The 15,026-nt window shown below is 71.9% G+C and carries 17 protein-coding genes; 13 read left to right on the top strand and 4 right to left on the bottom strand.

Going from position 1 to position 15,026, the window contains the following annotated elements; all coding sequences use genetic code 11:
- The first annotated feature begins 1 nt into the window (after position 1).
- The 5 genes from ASF23_RS13830 to ASF23_RS13810 all read left to right on the top strand — a co-directional run bounded on the left by ASF23_RS13830 (position 2) and on the right by ASF23_RS13810 (position 5,151).
- Positions 2-685: a TMEM175 family protein gene (locus tag ASF23_RS13830; protein WP_055954792.1), complete on the top strand. Its 684-nt coding sequence runs from the start codon at positions 2-4 to the stop codon at positions 683-685.
- An 8-nt stretch (positions 686-693) separates the two neighbouring features.
- Complete coding sequence (locus tag ASF23_RS13825) at positions 694-2,622, top strand: glycoside hydrolase family 15 protein (protein ID WP_082474177.1); 1,929 nt, start codon at positions 694-696, stop codon at positions 2,620-2,622.
- Positions 2,623-2,694: 72 nt separating this feature from the next.
- Positions 2,695-3,582 (top strand): hypothetical protein, encoded by an 888-nt coding sequence (locus tag ASF23_RS13820; protein ID WP_055954789.1) that lies wholly within the window; start codon positions 2,695-2,697, stop codon positions 3,580-3,582.
- The gene (locus tag ASF23_RS18410; RefSeq protein ID WP_156364530.1) at positions 3,582-4,367 is read left to right on the top strand and encodes a hypothetical protein; all 786 of its coding nucleotides are present in this window, start codon (positions 3,582-3,584) and stop codon (positions 4,365-4,367) included. The genes ASF23_RS13820 and ASF23_RS18410 overlap by 1 nt, the downstream gene beginning before the upstream one ends.
- Positions 4,368-4,518: 151 nt before the next feature.
- On the top strand, positions 4,519-5,151 hold the full coding sequence (locus ASF23_RS13810; RefSeq protein ID WP_055954783.1) for a J-domain-containing protein: 633 nt from the start codon (positions 4,519-4,521) through the stop codon (positions 5,149-5,151).
- Between the two features lie 171 nt (positions 5,152-5,322).
- Here ASF23_RS13810 and ASF23_RS13805 read toward each other — a convergent pair whose 3' ends face one another.
- Entirely contained in the window at positions 5,323-6,333 is a 1,011-nt protein-coding gene (locus ASF23_RS13805; RefSeq protein WP_055954780.1) for an aldo/keto reductase family protein, read from the bottom strand.
- A gap of 114 nt (positions 6,334-6,447) precedes the next feature.
- Here ASF23_RS13805 and ASF23_RS13800 point away from each other — a divergent pair, with 114 nt between their 5' ends.
- From ASF23_RS13800 to ASF23_RS13765, 8 genes are all read left to right on the top strand, one after another.
- A complete protein-coding gene (locus tag ASF23_RS13800) occupies positions 6,448-8,907 on the top strand; it encodes a phosphoketolase family protein (protein ID WP_055954776.1) in 2,460 nt (819 codons plus the stop codon).
- A gap of 84 nt (positions 8,908-8,991) precedes the next feature.
- Positions 8,992-9,303 (top strand): DUF3253 domain-containing protein, encoded by a 312-nt coding sequence (locus ASF23_RS13795; protein WP_055954773.1) that lies wholly within the window; start codon positions 8,992-8,994, stop codon positions 9,301-9,303.
- 183 nt (positions 9,304-9,486) lie between these two features.
- A complete protein-coding gene (locus ASF23_RS13790; protein WP_156364529.1) occupies positions 9,487-9,756 on the top strand; it encodes a hypothetical protein in 270 nt (89 codons plus the stop codon).
- Entirely contained in the window at positions 9,753-10,112 is a 360-nt protein-coding gene (locus ASF23_RS13785) for a hypothetical protein (protein ID WP_055954769.1), read from the top strand. The genes ASF23_RS13790 and ASF23_RS13785 overlap by 4 nt, the downstream gene beginning before the upstream one ends.
- A gap of 28 nt (positions 10,113-10,140) precedes the next feature.
- Positions 10,141-11,019: an aldo/keto reductase gene (locus ASF23_RS13780; protein WP_055954766.1), complete on the top strand. Its 879-nt coding sequence runs from the start codon at positions 10,141-10,143 to the stop codon at positions 11,017-11,019.
- 133 nt (positions 11,020-11,152) lie between these two features.
- Complete coding sequence (locus ASF23_RS13775) at positions 11,153-11,836, top strand: fumarylacetoacetate hydrolase family protein (RefSeq protein ID WP_055954764.1); 684 nt, start codon at positions 11,153-11,155, stop codon at positions 11,834-11,836.
- Between the two features lie 130 nt (positions 11,837-11,966).
- The gene (locus tag ASF23_RS13770; protein WP_055954761.1) at positions 11,967-12,926 is read left to right on the top strand and encodes a sugar phosphate isomerase/epimerase family protein; all 960 of its coding nucleotides are present in this window, start codon (positions 11,967-11,969) and stop codon (positions 12,924-12,926) included.
- Positions 12,927-12,997: 71 nt separating this feature from the next.
- Entirely contained in the window at positions 12,998-13,210 is a 213-nt protein-coding gene (locus ASF23_RS13765; RefSeq protein ID WP_055954757.1) for a hypothetical protein, read from the top strand.
- 65 nt (positions 13,211-13,275) lie between these two features.
- Here ASF23_RS13765 and ASF23_RS13760 read toward each other — a convergent pair whose 3' ends face one another.
- Genes ASF23_RS13760 through ASF23_RS13750 form a run of 3 tightly spaced genes read right to left on the bottom strand, consistent with a single transcriptional unit; the run spans position 13,276 to position 14,803 of the window.
- Complete coding sequence (locus ASF23_RS13760; protein WP_055954754.1) at positions 13,276-13,614, bottom strand: hypothetical protein; 339 nt, start codon at positions 13,612-13,614, stop codon at positions 13,276-13,278.
- Positions 13,611-14,249, bottom strand: coding sequence for a hypothetical protein (locus ASF23_RS13755; RefSeq protein WP_156364528.1), 639 nt, complete (start codon positions 14,247-14,249; stop codon positions 13,611-13,613). The genes ASF23_RS13760 and ASF23_RS13755 overlap by 4 nt, the downstream gene beginning before the upstream one ends.
- Entirely contained in the window at positions 14,246-14,803 is a 558-nt protein-coding gene (locus ASF23_RS13750) for an RNA polymerase sigma factor (protein ID WP_055954748.1), read from the bottom strand. Before ASF23_RS13750 ends, ASF23_RS13755 begins: the two co-directional genes overlap by 4 nt.
- Between the last annotated feature and the right edge of the window lie 223 nt (positions 14,804-15,026).

The following is a 15,026-nucleotide window of genomic DNA, read 5'->3' as shown; positions in this document are numbered from 1 at the left end:
CGTGCGCAGACCCGAGACGAACGCCGAACGCCTCATCACGTTCACGGACGGCGTCGCCGCGATCGCGATCACGCTCCTGGTGCTCCCGCTCGTCGACCTCGTGCCGGAGTCCCAGGCCAAGGGGCAGTCCGTCGGCGACCTCCTGGCCGACCACACGAGCGAGATCATCGCGTTCGTGGTCAGCTTCGCCGTCATCGCGCGACTGTGGTGGGCGCACCACCAGCTCTTCCGGCACGTGGAGTTCCTGTCCACCCGACTCGTGATCGAGAGTCTCGTCTGGACGTTCACCATCGTGGTGCTGCCCCTGCCGACGGCGGTGATCACCGCGTACTCCACGAGCCCGGCCACCCTCTGTCTCTACATCGGGACGCTGATCGTCTCGAGTGCGGCGCTGGCCTCGGCCTCGATCAACCTCCGCGCGCACCCGCAGCTGAGCGGGGACCGCGAGCCAGTGGGCCGCTCCGGGGTGCTCGGCATCGCGCTCACCGCCGTGTCGTTCACCCTGGCCCTCGTGCTCTCGCTGGTGGTCCCCGGGCTCGGGTTCTGGTCGCTTCTCCTCGCGGCGGCCACCGGGTTGGTGCAGACGCCGATCGAGCGACGGTGGCAGCAGCAGCAGCAGCGTCGGGACGGCGTGACCGGGCCGGGGGACGCCAGCCCCAGCCCCGAGGCACCTCCGCGGAGTTGACTCGGGGGATGCCCGCCCACCACGAGCCCACCTCCGCCACGACCGCCGACCAGCTGGCCGCCGCACCGCAGGACGTCGACGAACGCATCGACGGGTACGCCGCCCTCCGCTCCTACGCCGCGATCGGTGACGGCCGGACCGTCGCACTGATCGCCCGCGACGGCCGCATCGACTGGCTCCCCGTGCCGGACCTCGACTCCCCCGCCGTGTTCGCCGCGATCCTCGACGCCGAGCACGGCGGCCACATCGCCCTCCGCCCGACCGACGACCACGGGCCCGTCCGGATGGAGCGGGCGTACGAACCCGGCACGAACGTGCTCGTCACGACGTGGACGACCGACACCGGCACCGCGACCGTCACCGACGCGATGGTCACCGGCGTCGCGGGACGCCTCCCGTGGGCGGAGATCGGGCGGTGCGTGCAGGGTGTCACCGGCACCGTGGAGTTCGCCTGGGCGGTCGAGCCGGGGACACTCCTCGGACAGGCGACCCCCGAGCGGCTCGACACCGTGAACGGCGCGGTGATCGCCATCGACGGCGTCACCATCGCGATCGTCGAGGAGGGCTTCGACCCCGTCCACGAGGACGGCGCCCGGTTCTCCGGACACTTCCGCACGACGGGTGCCACCGACACCGAGGCCGGCTCGAAGAGCATCCTGACGATCGTCGGAACGCACGACGAGCCGATCTTCATCCCCGAGCCGCACAACACCATGCGCGGCATCGACCGGACGATCCAGAACTGGCAGACCTGGTCGGAGGCGTTCTCCTACGACGGACCCTGGGCCGCCGCCGTCGAGCGGAGCGCCCTCGCCCTGAAGCTCCTCATCCACTCCCCCACGGGCTCGATCGCCGCAGCGGGCACCACGAGCCTGCCGGAGAACCGCGACGGCGGGAAGAACTGGGACTACCGGTTCGCCTGGGTCAGGGACCTCGCGTACACGGTCCGCGCCCTGAACCGCTTCGGCCTCCGCGAGGAGACCCACGCGGCGGTCTCCTGGCTCATGCGGACCATCGCGCACCACGACGACGGCATGCCGATCTTCTACACGCTCGGCGGCGAACGCTCCGACGAGGTCGAGGAGCGCGACGCCCCGGGCTGGCGCGGCATCGGCCCCGTCACCGAGGGCAACCGCGCTGGCGACCAGCTCCAGCTCGGTGTCTGGGGCGACATCTTCGACATCATGCGGCAGTACGTCGACGAGGGGAACGTCCTCGACCGGCAGACCGCGAAGACCCTGGAATCGCTCGCGGACGAGGCCTGCACGAAGTGGGAGCAGCCCGACTCCGGCATGTGGGAGCTCGAGGACATCCAGCACTACGTCACGAGCAAGATCGGCTGCTGGCAGGCGCTCGACGCCGCGATCACCCTGTACGACGTCGGCCAGCTCCAGGGGTCCCGCGACATGTGGGCGAAGAACCGGGACCTCATCGTCAACTGGATCGCCGAGCACGGGTGGAACGAGGAACTCGGCTACTACGTCATGTACCAGGGCAGCGACAAGCTCGACGCGTCGATCCTGCTGCACGCACCGTCCGGGTTCGACCGCGGCCCGCGCATGGCGGCGACGATCGAGGCGGTGAAGCAGCAGCTGAGCTCAGGCCCGCTCGTGTACCGGTACTCGGGTGTGCAGGACGAGGAGTCGCCGTTCGTCGCCTGCTCGTTCTGGCTCGCGTCGGCCCTCGCCTGCGTCGGACGCGAGGACGAGGCCCGCACGCTCATGGACGACATGGTCGCCCAGGGGAACGACGTCGGGATGTTCGCCGAGATGATCAGCGCCGACACCGGCGACTTCATGGGGAACCTCCCGCAGGGGCTCTCGCACCTCGCGCTCATCAACGCGTCGATCACCATCGAGGAGCTCGCCGGGGGCGGTGCGGACGACGTGAAGCACGTCCTCCCCGACGTCGGCGCCGAATCACACACGCGGGTCTGACACACGTCGGCCCGACGGATCCGGGCTGGCGAGACCTGCCTCCGCGGACGATGATGGCGACGGAGGCAGCGCATGGGCGAGCGACGGACCGGCACGGGGTCACCTGACTTCCGGGCGCTCGACGACGGCGCCGTCGAGGCCCTCGCATTCGGACCGGAGACCCCGGCGGACACCGCGGCGGCCGCGCGGACGGAGCTGCTCCGGCGACGCGCCGGACGGGAGGCACGGCGCACCCCCGCCCCGCAGGCTCCGGACACGGAGGCGGTCCTGTCCGTCCCCCGCGGTGCCGAACCGACGGCGGCGGCGCTGGTACCGGACGCGACCGACCATCGGACCGACACCGACGGGGCGGACGCAGCCCCGACCCTCCCGTCCGTGTCCGCCGAACCCCGGCCGGACGCTCGCCGCGCTGCCGGACCGGGGCGGCGACGGACCGTGGCGTGGTCTCCGCGCCCGGTGTGGCCCCGCGGTCTGGTGCGGCTCCGGGCTCGCCTGTCGCGGACCTGGGTGCTGGTGCTCGGGACCGCGGTCGTGGCCGGCGCCCTGGGGGCCGTCGGGACCGTGGCCGTCGGACGGCTCGGTCCGGCCGTCGTGCAGGACGGGTCGAGCGACTCGGGGAGTGAGACCCTGACCCGGGTGCTCGCCAGGGGCCAGACGGCCGAGGACGAGCTCCCGTCGACGCTGCAGGCGCCGGTCGACCGGTCGAGCGCGCGGCTGCTGTTCGCCAACTACGCCGACCGACCGCCGGTGCCGTGGGCGGTCTGGATCGCCAGGGCACGGTCGGGCGGGGACGTCTGCTTCATCGCGTCGCCGGACCGGTACGCGACCGACATCACCTGCCTGCCGGGTCGTCAGGCGCTCGGCGGACACGTCTCCTACACCACGCGCGACGGTGCGCAGGGGCTCGCCGTGCGGGTCGACGGCGGTGTCGCGCGGATCGACCTCATCGGCGGGGACTGATGGACGAGCTCGGGGCGGAGCGGGAGCGGCTGCAGCGGGTCGCGTACGGGCCGGACTCGTCTCCGGCGGACGCAGCGGCGGCGGCACTCGCGCTCGGGCGGCTCGCACCGGTGCGGCCGGGGCGGGACGGGGTGGTGGCGGACGCGCCTGATGCTGCTGGGGGTGCTGCTCCTGCTGGTGCCGGTGCTGGTGCCGGTGATGGTGCTTGTGGTCCTGCTCCTGCTCCGGGTGCCCGTCCTGCTGATGCTGCTGCGCCTGCTCGCACCGGTCCGGTCTCGGGCGACTCCGGGGCGCGGACCGCGTCGATCGTCCGGTCGCTCCTGCTGCACCCCGTGGCCCTGGTCGCCGGCACCGCGGTCGTCGCGTTCCTGCTCGGCGGACTCGCCACGAACCTCCTGCGCGCGCAGGCCCCGGCGGCGGACGGACCGAACTCGACCGTCGCCGAGCAGACGCTGCTCGCGCGGATCCTCCCGCGGATCCAGACGGACGCCGACCGCCTGCCCGAGGCGCTCCGGTCGGACATGCAGCCCGGCACGGCCCGCCTGCTCTTCGCCAACGGTGCCGACGCGCCGAGCACGCCGTGGGAGGCGTGGGTCGTCCGTCGCGATGACGGGGAGCTCTGCTTCCTCGCGTCCCCCGACCGGCGTGCGACGACGTCGTCGTGCGTGCCCGCCTCCGTCGCGTTCGGGTCCTCGGTGTCGCTCGTGGCGCGGGCCCGCAGCGACGTGCTCACGGTGCACGTCGACCGGGGCAGTGTCGAGGTGGTGCTCGTCGGGCCCGGTTGAGGGGTGTGCGAACGGGTGTGCGAGCGTCTGCGCGGGCGGGTGCTCCGGGCGGGTGGGCACCGCACGGGTGCGCGCTCCGGACCGCCCTGGATGACATCCGCGGCGGCACGGGAGAACATGGAGGGGACCGCACAGCACGGGAGGACGCGCGATGAGCGATGCCGACGCACGGATGGACCGCCTCCGGAAGGCCGCACGCTACCGGTTCGCCCAGCAGGTCGAGGCCGAGGAACGCGCCGGTGTCGAGCCCAGGAGCAGATCCCTCGACCCCGACGAGGTCCGCGCGGAACGTCGGCTCCAGGGTGCGCGGGACATGGTCGCGCACGCGAACGCCCTCATCGACGACGGGCTCGAGCGCGGTGTCTTCGAGGACAACCCTCTCCGGGGCAAGCCGCTGCCGGACAACGACGGCCGACACGACCCGGACTGGTGGATCAAGCGCTACGTGGAGCGCGAGGAGCTCACCGGGCTCGGTCCGCCCGCCCTCGCGCTCCGCAAGGAGGACGCCGAGCTCGACGACCGGCTCGACGCGGAACCCGGTGAGGCGCGCGTGCGGGAGATCGTGCAGGACTTCGACGACCGGGTGATCGAGGCACGACGGCAGCTGCTCGGCGGACCACCGGTGGTCACGCGGGTGCGCGACGTCGAGGTCGAGGTCGCCAGGTGGCGCGACCGCCGGGAGGCACGGCTCGCCCTCGAGCGGTCGGCCGCCGATGAGCAGGCGGTCGCGGACGCGGCGGAACGTCGTCGGCGGCGCTGGTGGCGGCGGGCGCGCTCGCGCTGAGCTTGTCCCGTCCCGTCCCGTCCCGCCCCGCACCGCCCGCCCGCCCGCCCGCCCGCTCTGCCGTACTGTCCGTTTGCGGCGAAAGCGACACAGTGCGCGGTTGTTTCCCCGCACTGTGTCGCTTTCCCGGTGTCTCGCAGGCCCGCCGGCTCGTGGCGAGCGGCCGCTGGGTTACGCCTCGCGCTGCTTCGGCGAGCTGTCCTTCGTCTTCGCCGGGTCGCGCTCGATGACGTCCCCGAGGGCGTCGTCGATGCGGGTCATCAGCTCGGCGGGGATCGTCACACCGGCGGCACCAGCGTTGTCGTGCACCTGCTCCGGGCGCGAAGCGCCGATGATCGCCGACGCGACGTTCTCGTTCTGCAGGACCCACGCGACCGCGAGCTGCGCCATCGAGAGGTCGAGTTCGTCCGCGACGGGCTTGAGTGCCTGCACGCGCTCGAGCACCTCGTCGCGCATGAACCGCTCGATCATCTTCGCGCCGCCCTTGTCGTCCGTGGCGCGCGAACCCTCGGGCAGCGGCTGCCCCGGCGCGTACTTGCCCGTCAGGACGCCCTGTGCGATCGGCGACCAGACGATCTGCGAGACCCCGAGCTCCTTCGAGGTGGGGACGACCTCGCCCTCGATGACCCGCCAGAGCGCGGAGTACTGCGGCTGGTTCGAGATGAGCTGCACCCCGAGGTCCTTCGCCAGGGCGTGTCCGGCGCGGAGCTGCTCTGCGGTCCACTCACTCACACCGATGTAGAGCACCTTGCCGGCGCGGACGATGTCGGCGAAGGCCTGGAAGGTCTCCTCGAGCGGGGTCTCGACGTCGAAGCGGTGCGCCTGGTAGAGGTCGACGTAGTCGGTCTGCAGGCGCTGCAGCGAGCCGTCGATCGACTCGAGGATGTGCTTGCGGGACAGGCCGGTGTCGTTGTGTCCCTTCGGACCGGTCGGGCCGAAGACCTTCGTGGCGATCTCGAGCGACTGCCGGCGTTCGCCCTTCAGCGCCTCGCCGAGGACCGTCTCGGCGCCCGTGTTCGCGTACACGTCAGCGGTGTCGAACGTCGAGATGCCGACGTCGAGCGCGGCGCGGACGCAGGCGATCGCCTGGTCGTTCTCGACTTGGGAGGCGTGCGTGAGCCAGTTGCCGTAGGTGATCTCGGAGACCTTCAGGCCGGAGTTGCCCAGGAAGCGGTGTTCCATCGTGTGTCCTTCCGGTGCGCAGCGGCGCGCACACCGGTTCGACGGTACGCCGTCGTCCCGGCAGGTGCCGTCCTCCCTGGGATGCCGCAGCATGCCGCCGAATACGGTGGAGGCATGGTCACCCGCCCCACCTCGACGTCCGAACGACTCCGCGCGATCGACGCGTGGTGGCGAGCCGCGAACTACCTCACCGTCGGACAGATCTACCTCCTCGACGACCCACTGCTCCGCAGGCCGCTCACCCGCGACGACATCAAGCCGCGGCTGCTCGGACACTGGGGCACCTCGCCGGCGCTCAACCTCGTCTACGCGCACCTCAACGCGCTTATCAGCGAGACCGACCGCGACGTCCTGTACATCTGCGGCCCGGGGCACGGCGGCCCGGCGATGAACGCCAACGCCTGGCTCGAGGGCACCTGGACCGAGCTGTACCCCGAGATCACGCCCGACGTCCCGGGGCTCACGCAGTTCTTCAAGCAGTTCTCGTTCCCCGGCGGCATCCCCTCGCACGCGGCCCCCGAGACCCCCGGCTCCATCAACGAGGGCGGCGAGCTCGGCTACTCCGTCGCGCACGCGTACGGCGCCGCCCTCGACAACCCGGACCTCGTGGTGGCCTGTGTGGTCGGCGACGGCGAGGCCGAGACCGGCCCGCTCGCGGCGTCGTGGCAGGCACACACGTTCCTCGACCCCGAGAAGGACGGCGCAGTGCTGCCGATCCTGAACCTCAACGGGTACAAGATCGCGAACCCGACGATCCTCGCGCGGATCCCGGAAGAGGACCTCGTCGCGTACTTCCGCGGCCTCGGGTACGCCCCGATCATCGTCGACTCGGCCCGCGTGGACCACGAGCCGTTCGCGGTGCACGCACTCCTCGACGGCGCGATGCGTCGGGCCTTCGCCGAGATCGACGACATCCAGGCGGCGGCCCGTTCCGGCAACGGCGGGGCCCCCGAGCGCCCGCGCTGGCCCCTCATCGTGCTGCGGACCCCGAAGGGCTGGACCGGCCCGAAGACCGTCGACGGCGTCCAGGTCGAAGGCACCTTCCGCGCGCACCAGGTCCCGCTGCCCGGCGTTCGCGACGACGAAGGGCATCGGGAGCAGCTCATCGAGTGGATGCAGTCCTACCGACCGGACGACCTGTTCGACGAGGACGGTCTGCCGATCGGCGTGCTGCGGGGCATCCGCCCGGACGGCGACAAGCGCATGAGCGCCACGCCACACGCGAACGGCGGCCGACTCCGGACGGCGCTCGACCGGCCGGACCTGGAGCCGTACGCCGTCGAGGTCGACGACGACCGCTCGGTGACGGCCTCGTCGACCGGCACCCTCGGACCGTGGCTCCGTGACCTCATCGCGCGGAACCCGGACAACTTCCGGCTGTTCGGCCCTGACGAGACCGTCTCGAACAAGCTCGACGCCGTGTTCGAGGACACGAACCGCGTTTGGCGTGCCCGCACCGACGAGAACGACGAGCACCTGGCACCGCGGGGTCGCGTGACCGAGATCCTCTCCGAGCACGTCCTCGAGGGCATGCTCGAGGGCTACGTCCTGAGCGGTCGTCACGGGATCATCAACACGTACGAGGCGTTCGCGCACATCATCGACTCGATGGTCGGCCAGCACGCCAAGTGGCTCGAGTCCTCGGTGGACATCGACTGGCGCGTCCCCGTCTCCAACCTGACGATCCTGCTCTCGAGCCACGTGTGGCGGCAGGACCACAACGGCTTCTCCCACCAGGACCCCGGGTTCATCGATGTCGTCGCCTCGAAGCAGCAGGACCTCGTGCGGATCAAGTTCCCGCCGGACGCGAACTCGCTCCTCGCCGTCGCCACGCACGCGATGAAGACCACCGAGCGGATCGAGGTCATCGTCGCCGGCAAGCACGAGGAGCCGGTGTTCCTGAGCCTGCCGGACGCCGTCGCACACGTCGCGGCCGGGGTCGGCAGGTGGGACTGGGCAGGAACCGAGGTCTCGGCCGGTGGATCGGACGGCACCGGGGTCGACGTCGTGCTGGCGTGCGCCGGCGACGTGCCGACGGTGGAGACGGTCGCCGCCGCCGACATCATCCGGCAGCACGCACCCGACGTGATCACCCGCGTCGTGAACGTCGTGGACATCCTGACGCTCGGCGATCCGCGTCGGCACGAGCACCCGATCCCCGACGAGGAGTACGACGCACTCTTCCTGCCCGGGACGCCGACGGTGTTCGCCTTCCACGGGTACCCGAACCTCGTGCACCAGATGACCTACCGTCGGCACGGACACGACGACCTGCACGTGCACGGATTCATGGAGCAGGGCACGACCACGTCGCCGTTCGACATGCTCATGCGGAACGACATGGACCGGTTCGCGCTGGCCCACGACGCCCTGACCCGGGTCGCGGACGGCTCTGACCGCTTCGACGACCTGCTCACCACGCTCTCCGAGGCCAGGACGGCCGCCCGTGCGTTCGCGTACGAGCACGGCGAGGACCACGCGTCCGTGGCCGGATGGCGCTTCGACGGGTGGCCGCAGGACGAGCCCTCGACGGACGACGCCGGCGAGTCCGGTGGCCACGAGTCGGAGGGCTGAGCCACGGGCAGACAGTCGCGGGAGTCGCTCGAGGCGAGTGCAGCGGCGCACGCGGAGCGCACCTGTGCCTCGTGCGGCCGGCGGATGCCGTCGTCGGCTGCGGCCGACGCGAAGTACTGTTCCGACGCCTGCCGCCGACACCGGATCGACGACACCGACCGGGCGCTCGAACGGGCGATCTCCGACATCCTCGACGCGCGAGCCCTGACGTCGAGCACCTGCCCGTCCGAGGCCGCCCGCCGCGTCGCGCCGGATGACTGGCGGCCGCTCATGGAGCCCGCTCGTCGCGCCGCACGCCGGATGGTCGCGCGCGGCGAGGCCGAGATCACGCAGGGCGGGTCGGTCGTCGACCCGTCGACGGCCAAGGGACCGATCCGGATCCGCCGACCCCGCTGAGCGTCGGGCGCACCTCGCGCACGTGGTCGGCTCCTCCTGCACAGCCGGGAGGCACGGCACACCCTCCACAGGCCAGGTCCCGCCCGCCTCGCGGCCGGTCCCGGTCGGGCAGGTTCGTCGCAGGAGGTGGCGATGGACGGTGGATGGACGGCGCAGGCGATCGCGACGTTCGCCGCGGCGGTGATGAGCGCGATCGTGGCGGCGGCGGCCGTGGTCGCGTCGGTTCTGGTCGGGCAGGAGACACGTCGGCAACTCGCGGTCGATCGGCGGCGGGACCGGTGGTGGGAGCAGTGGTCGTGGATCGCGGAGCATGCATTCTCCAAGCACCCCGGAGAACAACAGGCGGGGGTGGTCATGTTGGAGACCCTCACCGAACTGGCATGGTCCGACGGGGATGATGTCCGGATCGCGGTCGCGATCCAGGTGGAGCGGATGAAAGGGGAGGCACCATGACGTGGGATCCGACGCGCGATCCGATCATGCTGCGAGCATCGATCGGCATCCTCGAGAACGCCATCAAGAAGCTGTCGAAGGGGTCGAAGGCCGATCGACAGTGGTTGATCGACAAGGACGTCGCAGGACAACTTGTGCAGCGCAAGGCCACCCTGGCCGAGGTCTTCGCCGAGCGCTCCGCGGCGAGGTCGTCGGCAGCTGCTGCAGCGGCGGCAGCAGCTGCCGCAGCAACTCCGTTGGCTGCGTCGGCTGCGTCGGCTGCGTCGGCTGCGTCGGACTCAACCACCTCGGGAACAACGGCGCCGACGACCGGAACCGGTGCGACGGCCTCGGGGTACGGACTCCCGGAGGAATAGCCAAGCGGGCACGGCGTTGTCTGGAGACATGACCGACACGACCGACACCACCCGTCCCGCAGCAGCATCCGGCACGTTCCGGATCGGTGGGGACATCGAGATCAACCGCCTCGGCTACGGCACGATGCAGCTCACCGGACCGGGTGTGTGGGGCCCGCCGAAGGACCACGACGAGGCGATCCGCGTCCTGAAGCGCGCCGTCGAGCTCGGCGTCAACTTCTTCGACACCGCGGACAGCTACGGCCCGTACGTCGCCGAGGAGCTCCTCCACGAGGCGCTGCACCCCTACGGCGACGACGTCCTCATCGCGACGAAGGCCGGGCTGACCCGCACCGGACCGAACGAGTGGCCGCCGGTCGGACGCCCGGAGTACCTCCGCCAGGAGGCCGAGATGAGCCTCCGCCGCCTCGGGCTCGAGCGCATCGACCTCTTCCAGCTGCACCGTATCGACCCGAAGGTCCCGCTCGAAGACCAGGTCGGCGAGCTGAAGAAGCTCCAGGACGAGGGCAAGATCCGCCACATCGGCCTCAGCGAGGTCGGCGTGGACGACGTCAAGGCGGCCCAGGAGATCGCGACGATCGTGTCCGTGCAGAACCTCTACAACCTCACCGACCGGTCCGCCGAGGAGCTCCTCGACTGGTCGACGGAGCAGGGCATCGGCTTCATCCCGTGGTTCCCGCTCGCGACCGGCAAGCTCACCGGCGAGGGTTCTCCGCTCACCGAGCTCGCGAAGCAGCACGACGCCTCGCCGTCGCAGCTCGCCCTCGCCTGGCTCCTCAAGCGCTCCCCGGTGATGCTCCCGATCCCCGGGACGTCGTCCGTGGACCACCTCGAGGACAACCTCGCCGGTGCGACGATCGAGCTGACCGATGACGAGTTCGCGGCGCTCTCGAAGGCCGGCGAGTAGCACCACCGCCTCGGCGGGGGCGGGACACCCGCCCCCGCACACCCCGATCCGGCGGGAACACCTGCATCACGGTGTTCCCGCCGGATCGCCGTGTGCAGGGCGAGCGCGGCGGGGACCCGGCCATGATGGGACCGTGACCGATCTCGTGATCCCGGCCCCGAGCCTCCCGTCCGTGCCCACGAGCGCCGGCGGCGCGTTCCCCGTGCGGCGGGTGTTCTGCGTCGGCCGGAACTACGCCGCCCACGCCAGGGAGATGGGCCACGACCCGGACCGCGAGGCGCCGTTCTTCTTCGGCAAGCCCGCGGACGCGATCGTCGTCGGCGGGGCCGACCTGCCGTACCCGACGCACACCGAGCAGTTCGAGCACGAGGTGGAGCAGGTCGTCGCGATCGGCGTCGGCGGTTCGGACATCGCCGTCGCCGACGCCCTCGACCACGTGTGGGGCTACGGCGTGGGCCTCGACATGACCCGCCGCGATCTGCAGGCCGAGGCGAAGTCGCTCGGGCGCCCGTGGGACATGGCGAAGGGGTTCGACGCCTCAGCCCCGATCGGCACGCTCGTCCCCGCGGCCGAGGTCGACCCGACGCGCGGCGCGATCGAGCTGCGTGTCAACGGCGAGCTCCGGCAGTCCGGCGACCTCGCCGATCTGATCTGGTCCGTCGCCGAGACCATTGTCGTCCTCTCGACGTTCGTCCGACTGGAGCCGGGCGACCTGCTGTTCACCGGCACTCCGGACGGCGTCGGTCCGGTCGTCCGCGGCGACGTGCTCGAGGGGCGCCTGGCCGGTGTCGGGACGGTCACGACGACGGTGGTCTGAGCCACGCCCGTGTTGCGCACATGCGTCGCGCCGCTGTGAGCGTGCGCAGGTCCGCGGGGTATCCATGAGCCGGACGCCGCGGGGGCGACGCCCGGGTCAGCGGAACTGACGGATCGGGAGGCCAGGGGCGATGGAGGAACACGACCTGCTCGCGACGTCCTGGACGTCCGCGGGTGCGCTCCGGGCGGGCGACGGCGAGGACCGCGCGCCGAGCCCCGTCCCGATCGACGTCAGGATCCGTGCGGTGGTCGATGCCGGGTTCTCCGGCATCGGACTCGACACCGAGGACCTCTGCCAGGCCCGACAGACGATCGGTTTCTCGGTGCTCCGGCGCAGGCTGGACGACGCCGGGATCGTGTGGATCCAGCTCGGCACGCTCGACGACTGGTGGACCGACGGCCCACGGCGCGCGGCGAGCGACGCCGATCGGGTCCTGCTCCTCGAGGCCGCGGCGATGCTCCGCGCGACGCAGATCCTCGTCGCGGCGGACACCGTGACCCCGTGCACGAACCCGGGTGCGATGACGCGGGACTGGCTGCGACTCGCCGACCAGGCCGAGGAGGTCGGCGCCGAGATCGTCCTCGAGGCGGTCCCGTGGTCGAACCTGTCGACAGTGGAGCAGGCGTCGCGGTTCGTCGCGTCGGCCGGACATCCGAACGGCGGCATCCTGGTCGATGCGATGCACGCCTTCCGGGGCGGATCGACCCTGGCTTCCATGCGGTCGGGCATCGACCCGTCGACGCTCCTCGCCGTGGAGCTCTCCGACGGCGTCCTCGTCCCGACGCCCGAGACGGTGCCGGCCGACGAGTCGCGCGACGGCCGGATCGTTCCCGGATCCGGAGCGTGGGACCTCGTCGGGTTCATCCGCGTGATGCGCGAGCTCGGGTTCGACGAGCCGTGGGGGGTCGAGGTCGCGAACCCGGCGCATCGTGCGCTGCCGGTGCAGGACGCGCTCTCGCGCGCAGCCGCCGCGACACGCGCGGTCCTCGACGCGTCCGATGCGATCGGGACGCCGGCCGTGCCGCCCATGCCGTCGACGCCCGCACCGGTGTCGGCGGTCGACCTCGACCTGCCCTCCACCCCGGTCTGAGGGATGCTGCGCGGCCGGACCCGTCCCTCGCGAGCTGTGCCCCCGTCGGGCATCGGGAGCAGGATGGCACCATGACCGATACACAGCCGGAGTCCACCGAACCCCAGAACCTCGCACCGCAGGCCGACGACTCGTCGCTGCGGGAGAGCCAGGCGGCCATCGACGACGCCAAGCACCACGCCGCCGCCGAGCTCGACGTGTCCGAGGACGAGGAGCTCGCCGCCGACGGAGCACCCGTCGCGGGCGACAGTGCGCCCGCCGACGGCCCGGCGCCGGCAGCCTGAACCGAAGCCGACACCGCGGCCGAGGCCGACACCGAGCCCGAGCCCGAGCCCGAGCCCGAGCGGTCCTAGCGGATCTCGACCACGCGGACCGTCGTCGCGACGAGGATGACGCCGGTCGCGCCGGCCACGACCTCCACGACGACGTCCCGGACCGCTCGGACCGCGTCGAGTGCCGAGGTCGAGGCGCGGACCTCGACGACGACCCGGACATCGACGCCACCCGGCACGGCACGGACGACGACCGCACCGCCCTCCCGCGGGACGTCGAGGGCTCTCCGGGCGTTCTCGACGAGCACGGCGAGCGCCGGTCCAGGGGGGACGACGGCGAGTACGGCCGGGAGCGCCTCCACCGCGTTCGTGATGGCGCTGGACAGCCCCCCGGCGGTCGTCGACTCCCCGGTCATGCCCGGTCCTCCGGTCCGTGCACGTCGACCACGTGCACGGTGAGTGTGCCGACCGGGAACGGAGCGTGCTGCCCGATCGCCTCGGCGGCGGCGGCATGCAGCGCCTCGGTGATCGGCGCGATCGGTCGTCCGACCTCGATCGACGCGGTCACGTCCACGTCGATCGGGACGCCGGGGATCGTCACGTCGCCCCGGAGCCGCACCCGCCGGACGACCACTCCCTCGACCGCGTCGCCAGCGTGCCGGACCGCCGCTCGGATCGCTCCCTCGGTGACGATCAACCGCGCCGCCGGGTCCGGGTCGGGCACGGGGACGTCCCGTCCGGCCCGCGCCGTGCCCCGCACCGATGCGAGGACGCGGTCGATCCACGCGCGGTCCGCGGTCTCGTGGGCGGTGGCGTCGGCCTCGAGCAGCTGCCACGACGCGTCCCGGAGTGCGGCGAGCCGGTCGAGCACGCGACCGGCCTCGGGACTCGCGTCGATCGCCGGGTTCGCCGGGGTCCGGTCGTCGTCCAGGTAGTCGTTCAGCTCGTCGAGGGTGAACCCGTCGTACCGAGCGCCGTCGTCCCGAGCGCCGTCGTCCCGAGCGCCGCCATCCCGTGCGCCGTCGTCCCGAGTGCCGTCGTCGCCGTTCATCGCCACCCCTCCATCCGGTCCATCACTCGCCGTCGAGCCCTCGCCAGCATCCCCCTGACCGTCGCCGCCGGCATGCCGGTCTGCTCGGCGATGTCCGCGTACGACGCCCCGCCGACCTCGCGCATCACCCAGACGGCTCGCTGCGCGTCGGGGAGCTCCTGCACGATGCGCGCGACCTCCTCGACCTGCATCCGGACCGCCACGACGTGGTCGGGTCGGCTCGCCACCGGGTGCTCGAGGTCCGCCACGTCGGTGAGGTCGTCGTGCGGGTGCCGGCGGCGGAGTCGGTCGAACGCCTTGTTCGCGGCGATCCGGAACAGCCACGCACGGACGTTCGCCGCGTCCGCGAGCGAGTCGATCCGCTGCCACGCCTGCAGCACGGCCTCCTGCACGACGTCGTCCGCGTCGGCCTCGTTCCCGAGGATGCGCGCCACGTACGCCCGCATCAGCGGCCCGTGGCGGCGGACGACCACGCCGAACGCGGCGGTGTCACCGTCAGCGGCACGGCCGACGAGGACGACGTCGGCGATGTGGTCGAGCGGTTCCCGCGGCATCCGCTCCTCGTGGCGTCGGGTGGTGCTGGTCGGTCCGGACAGGGCGTTCCCGAGAATTCTCGCATCTCGCGTGACGTTTCCATCACGGATGACGTCTTACTGAGTGACCCCCACACTGGCCTGGGTCCGGAACCCGAACCCGGATCCGCCGATGTGGCTCGACGCGCCGTGGTCGACCTTCCCTGAACGTCGGTCGTCCACGGTGCTCCAGGGATGCTCCCTG

The organism is Curtobacterium sp. Leaf261 (assembly GCF_001422205.1).
Classification (GTDB): Bacteria; Actinomycetota; Actinomycetes; order Actinomycetales; family Microbacteriaceae; genus Curtobacterium.
Note: the sequence above shows the minus strand (reverse complement) of the source record. Positions and strands in the feature narration are given on the sequence as shown.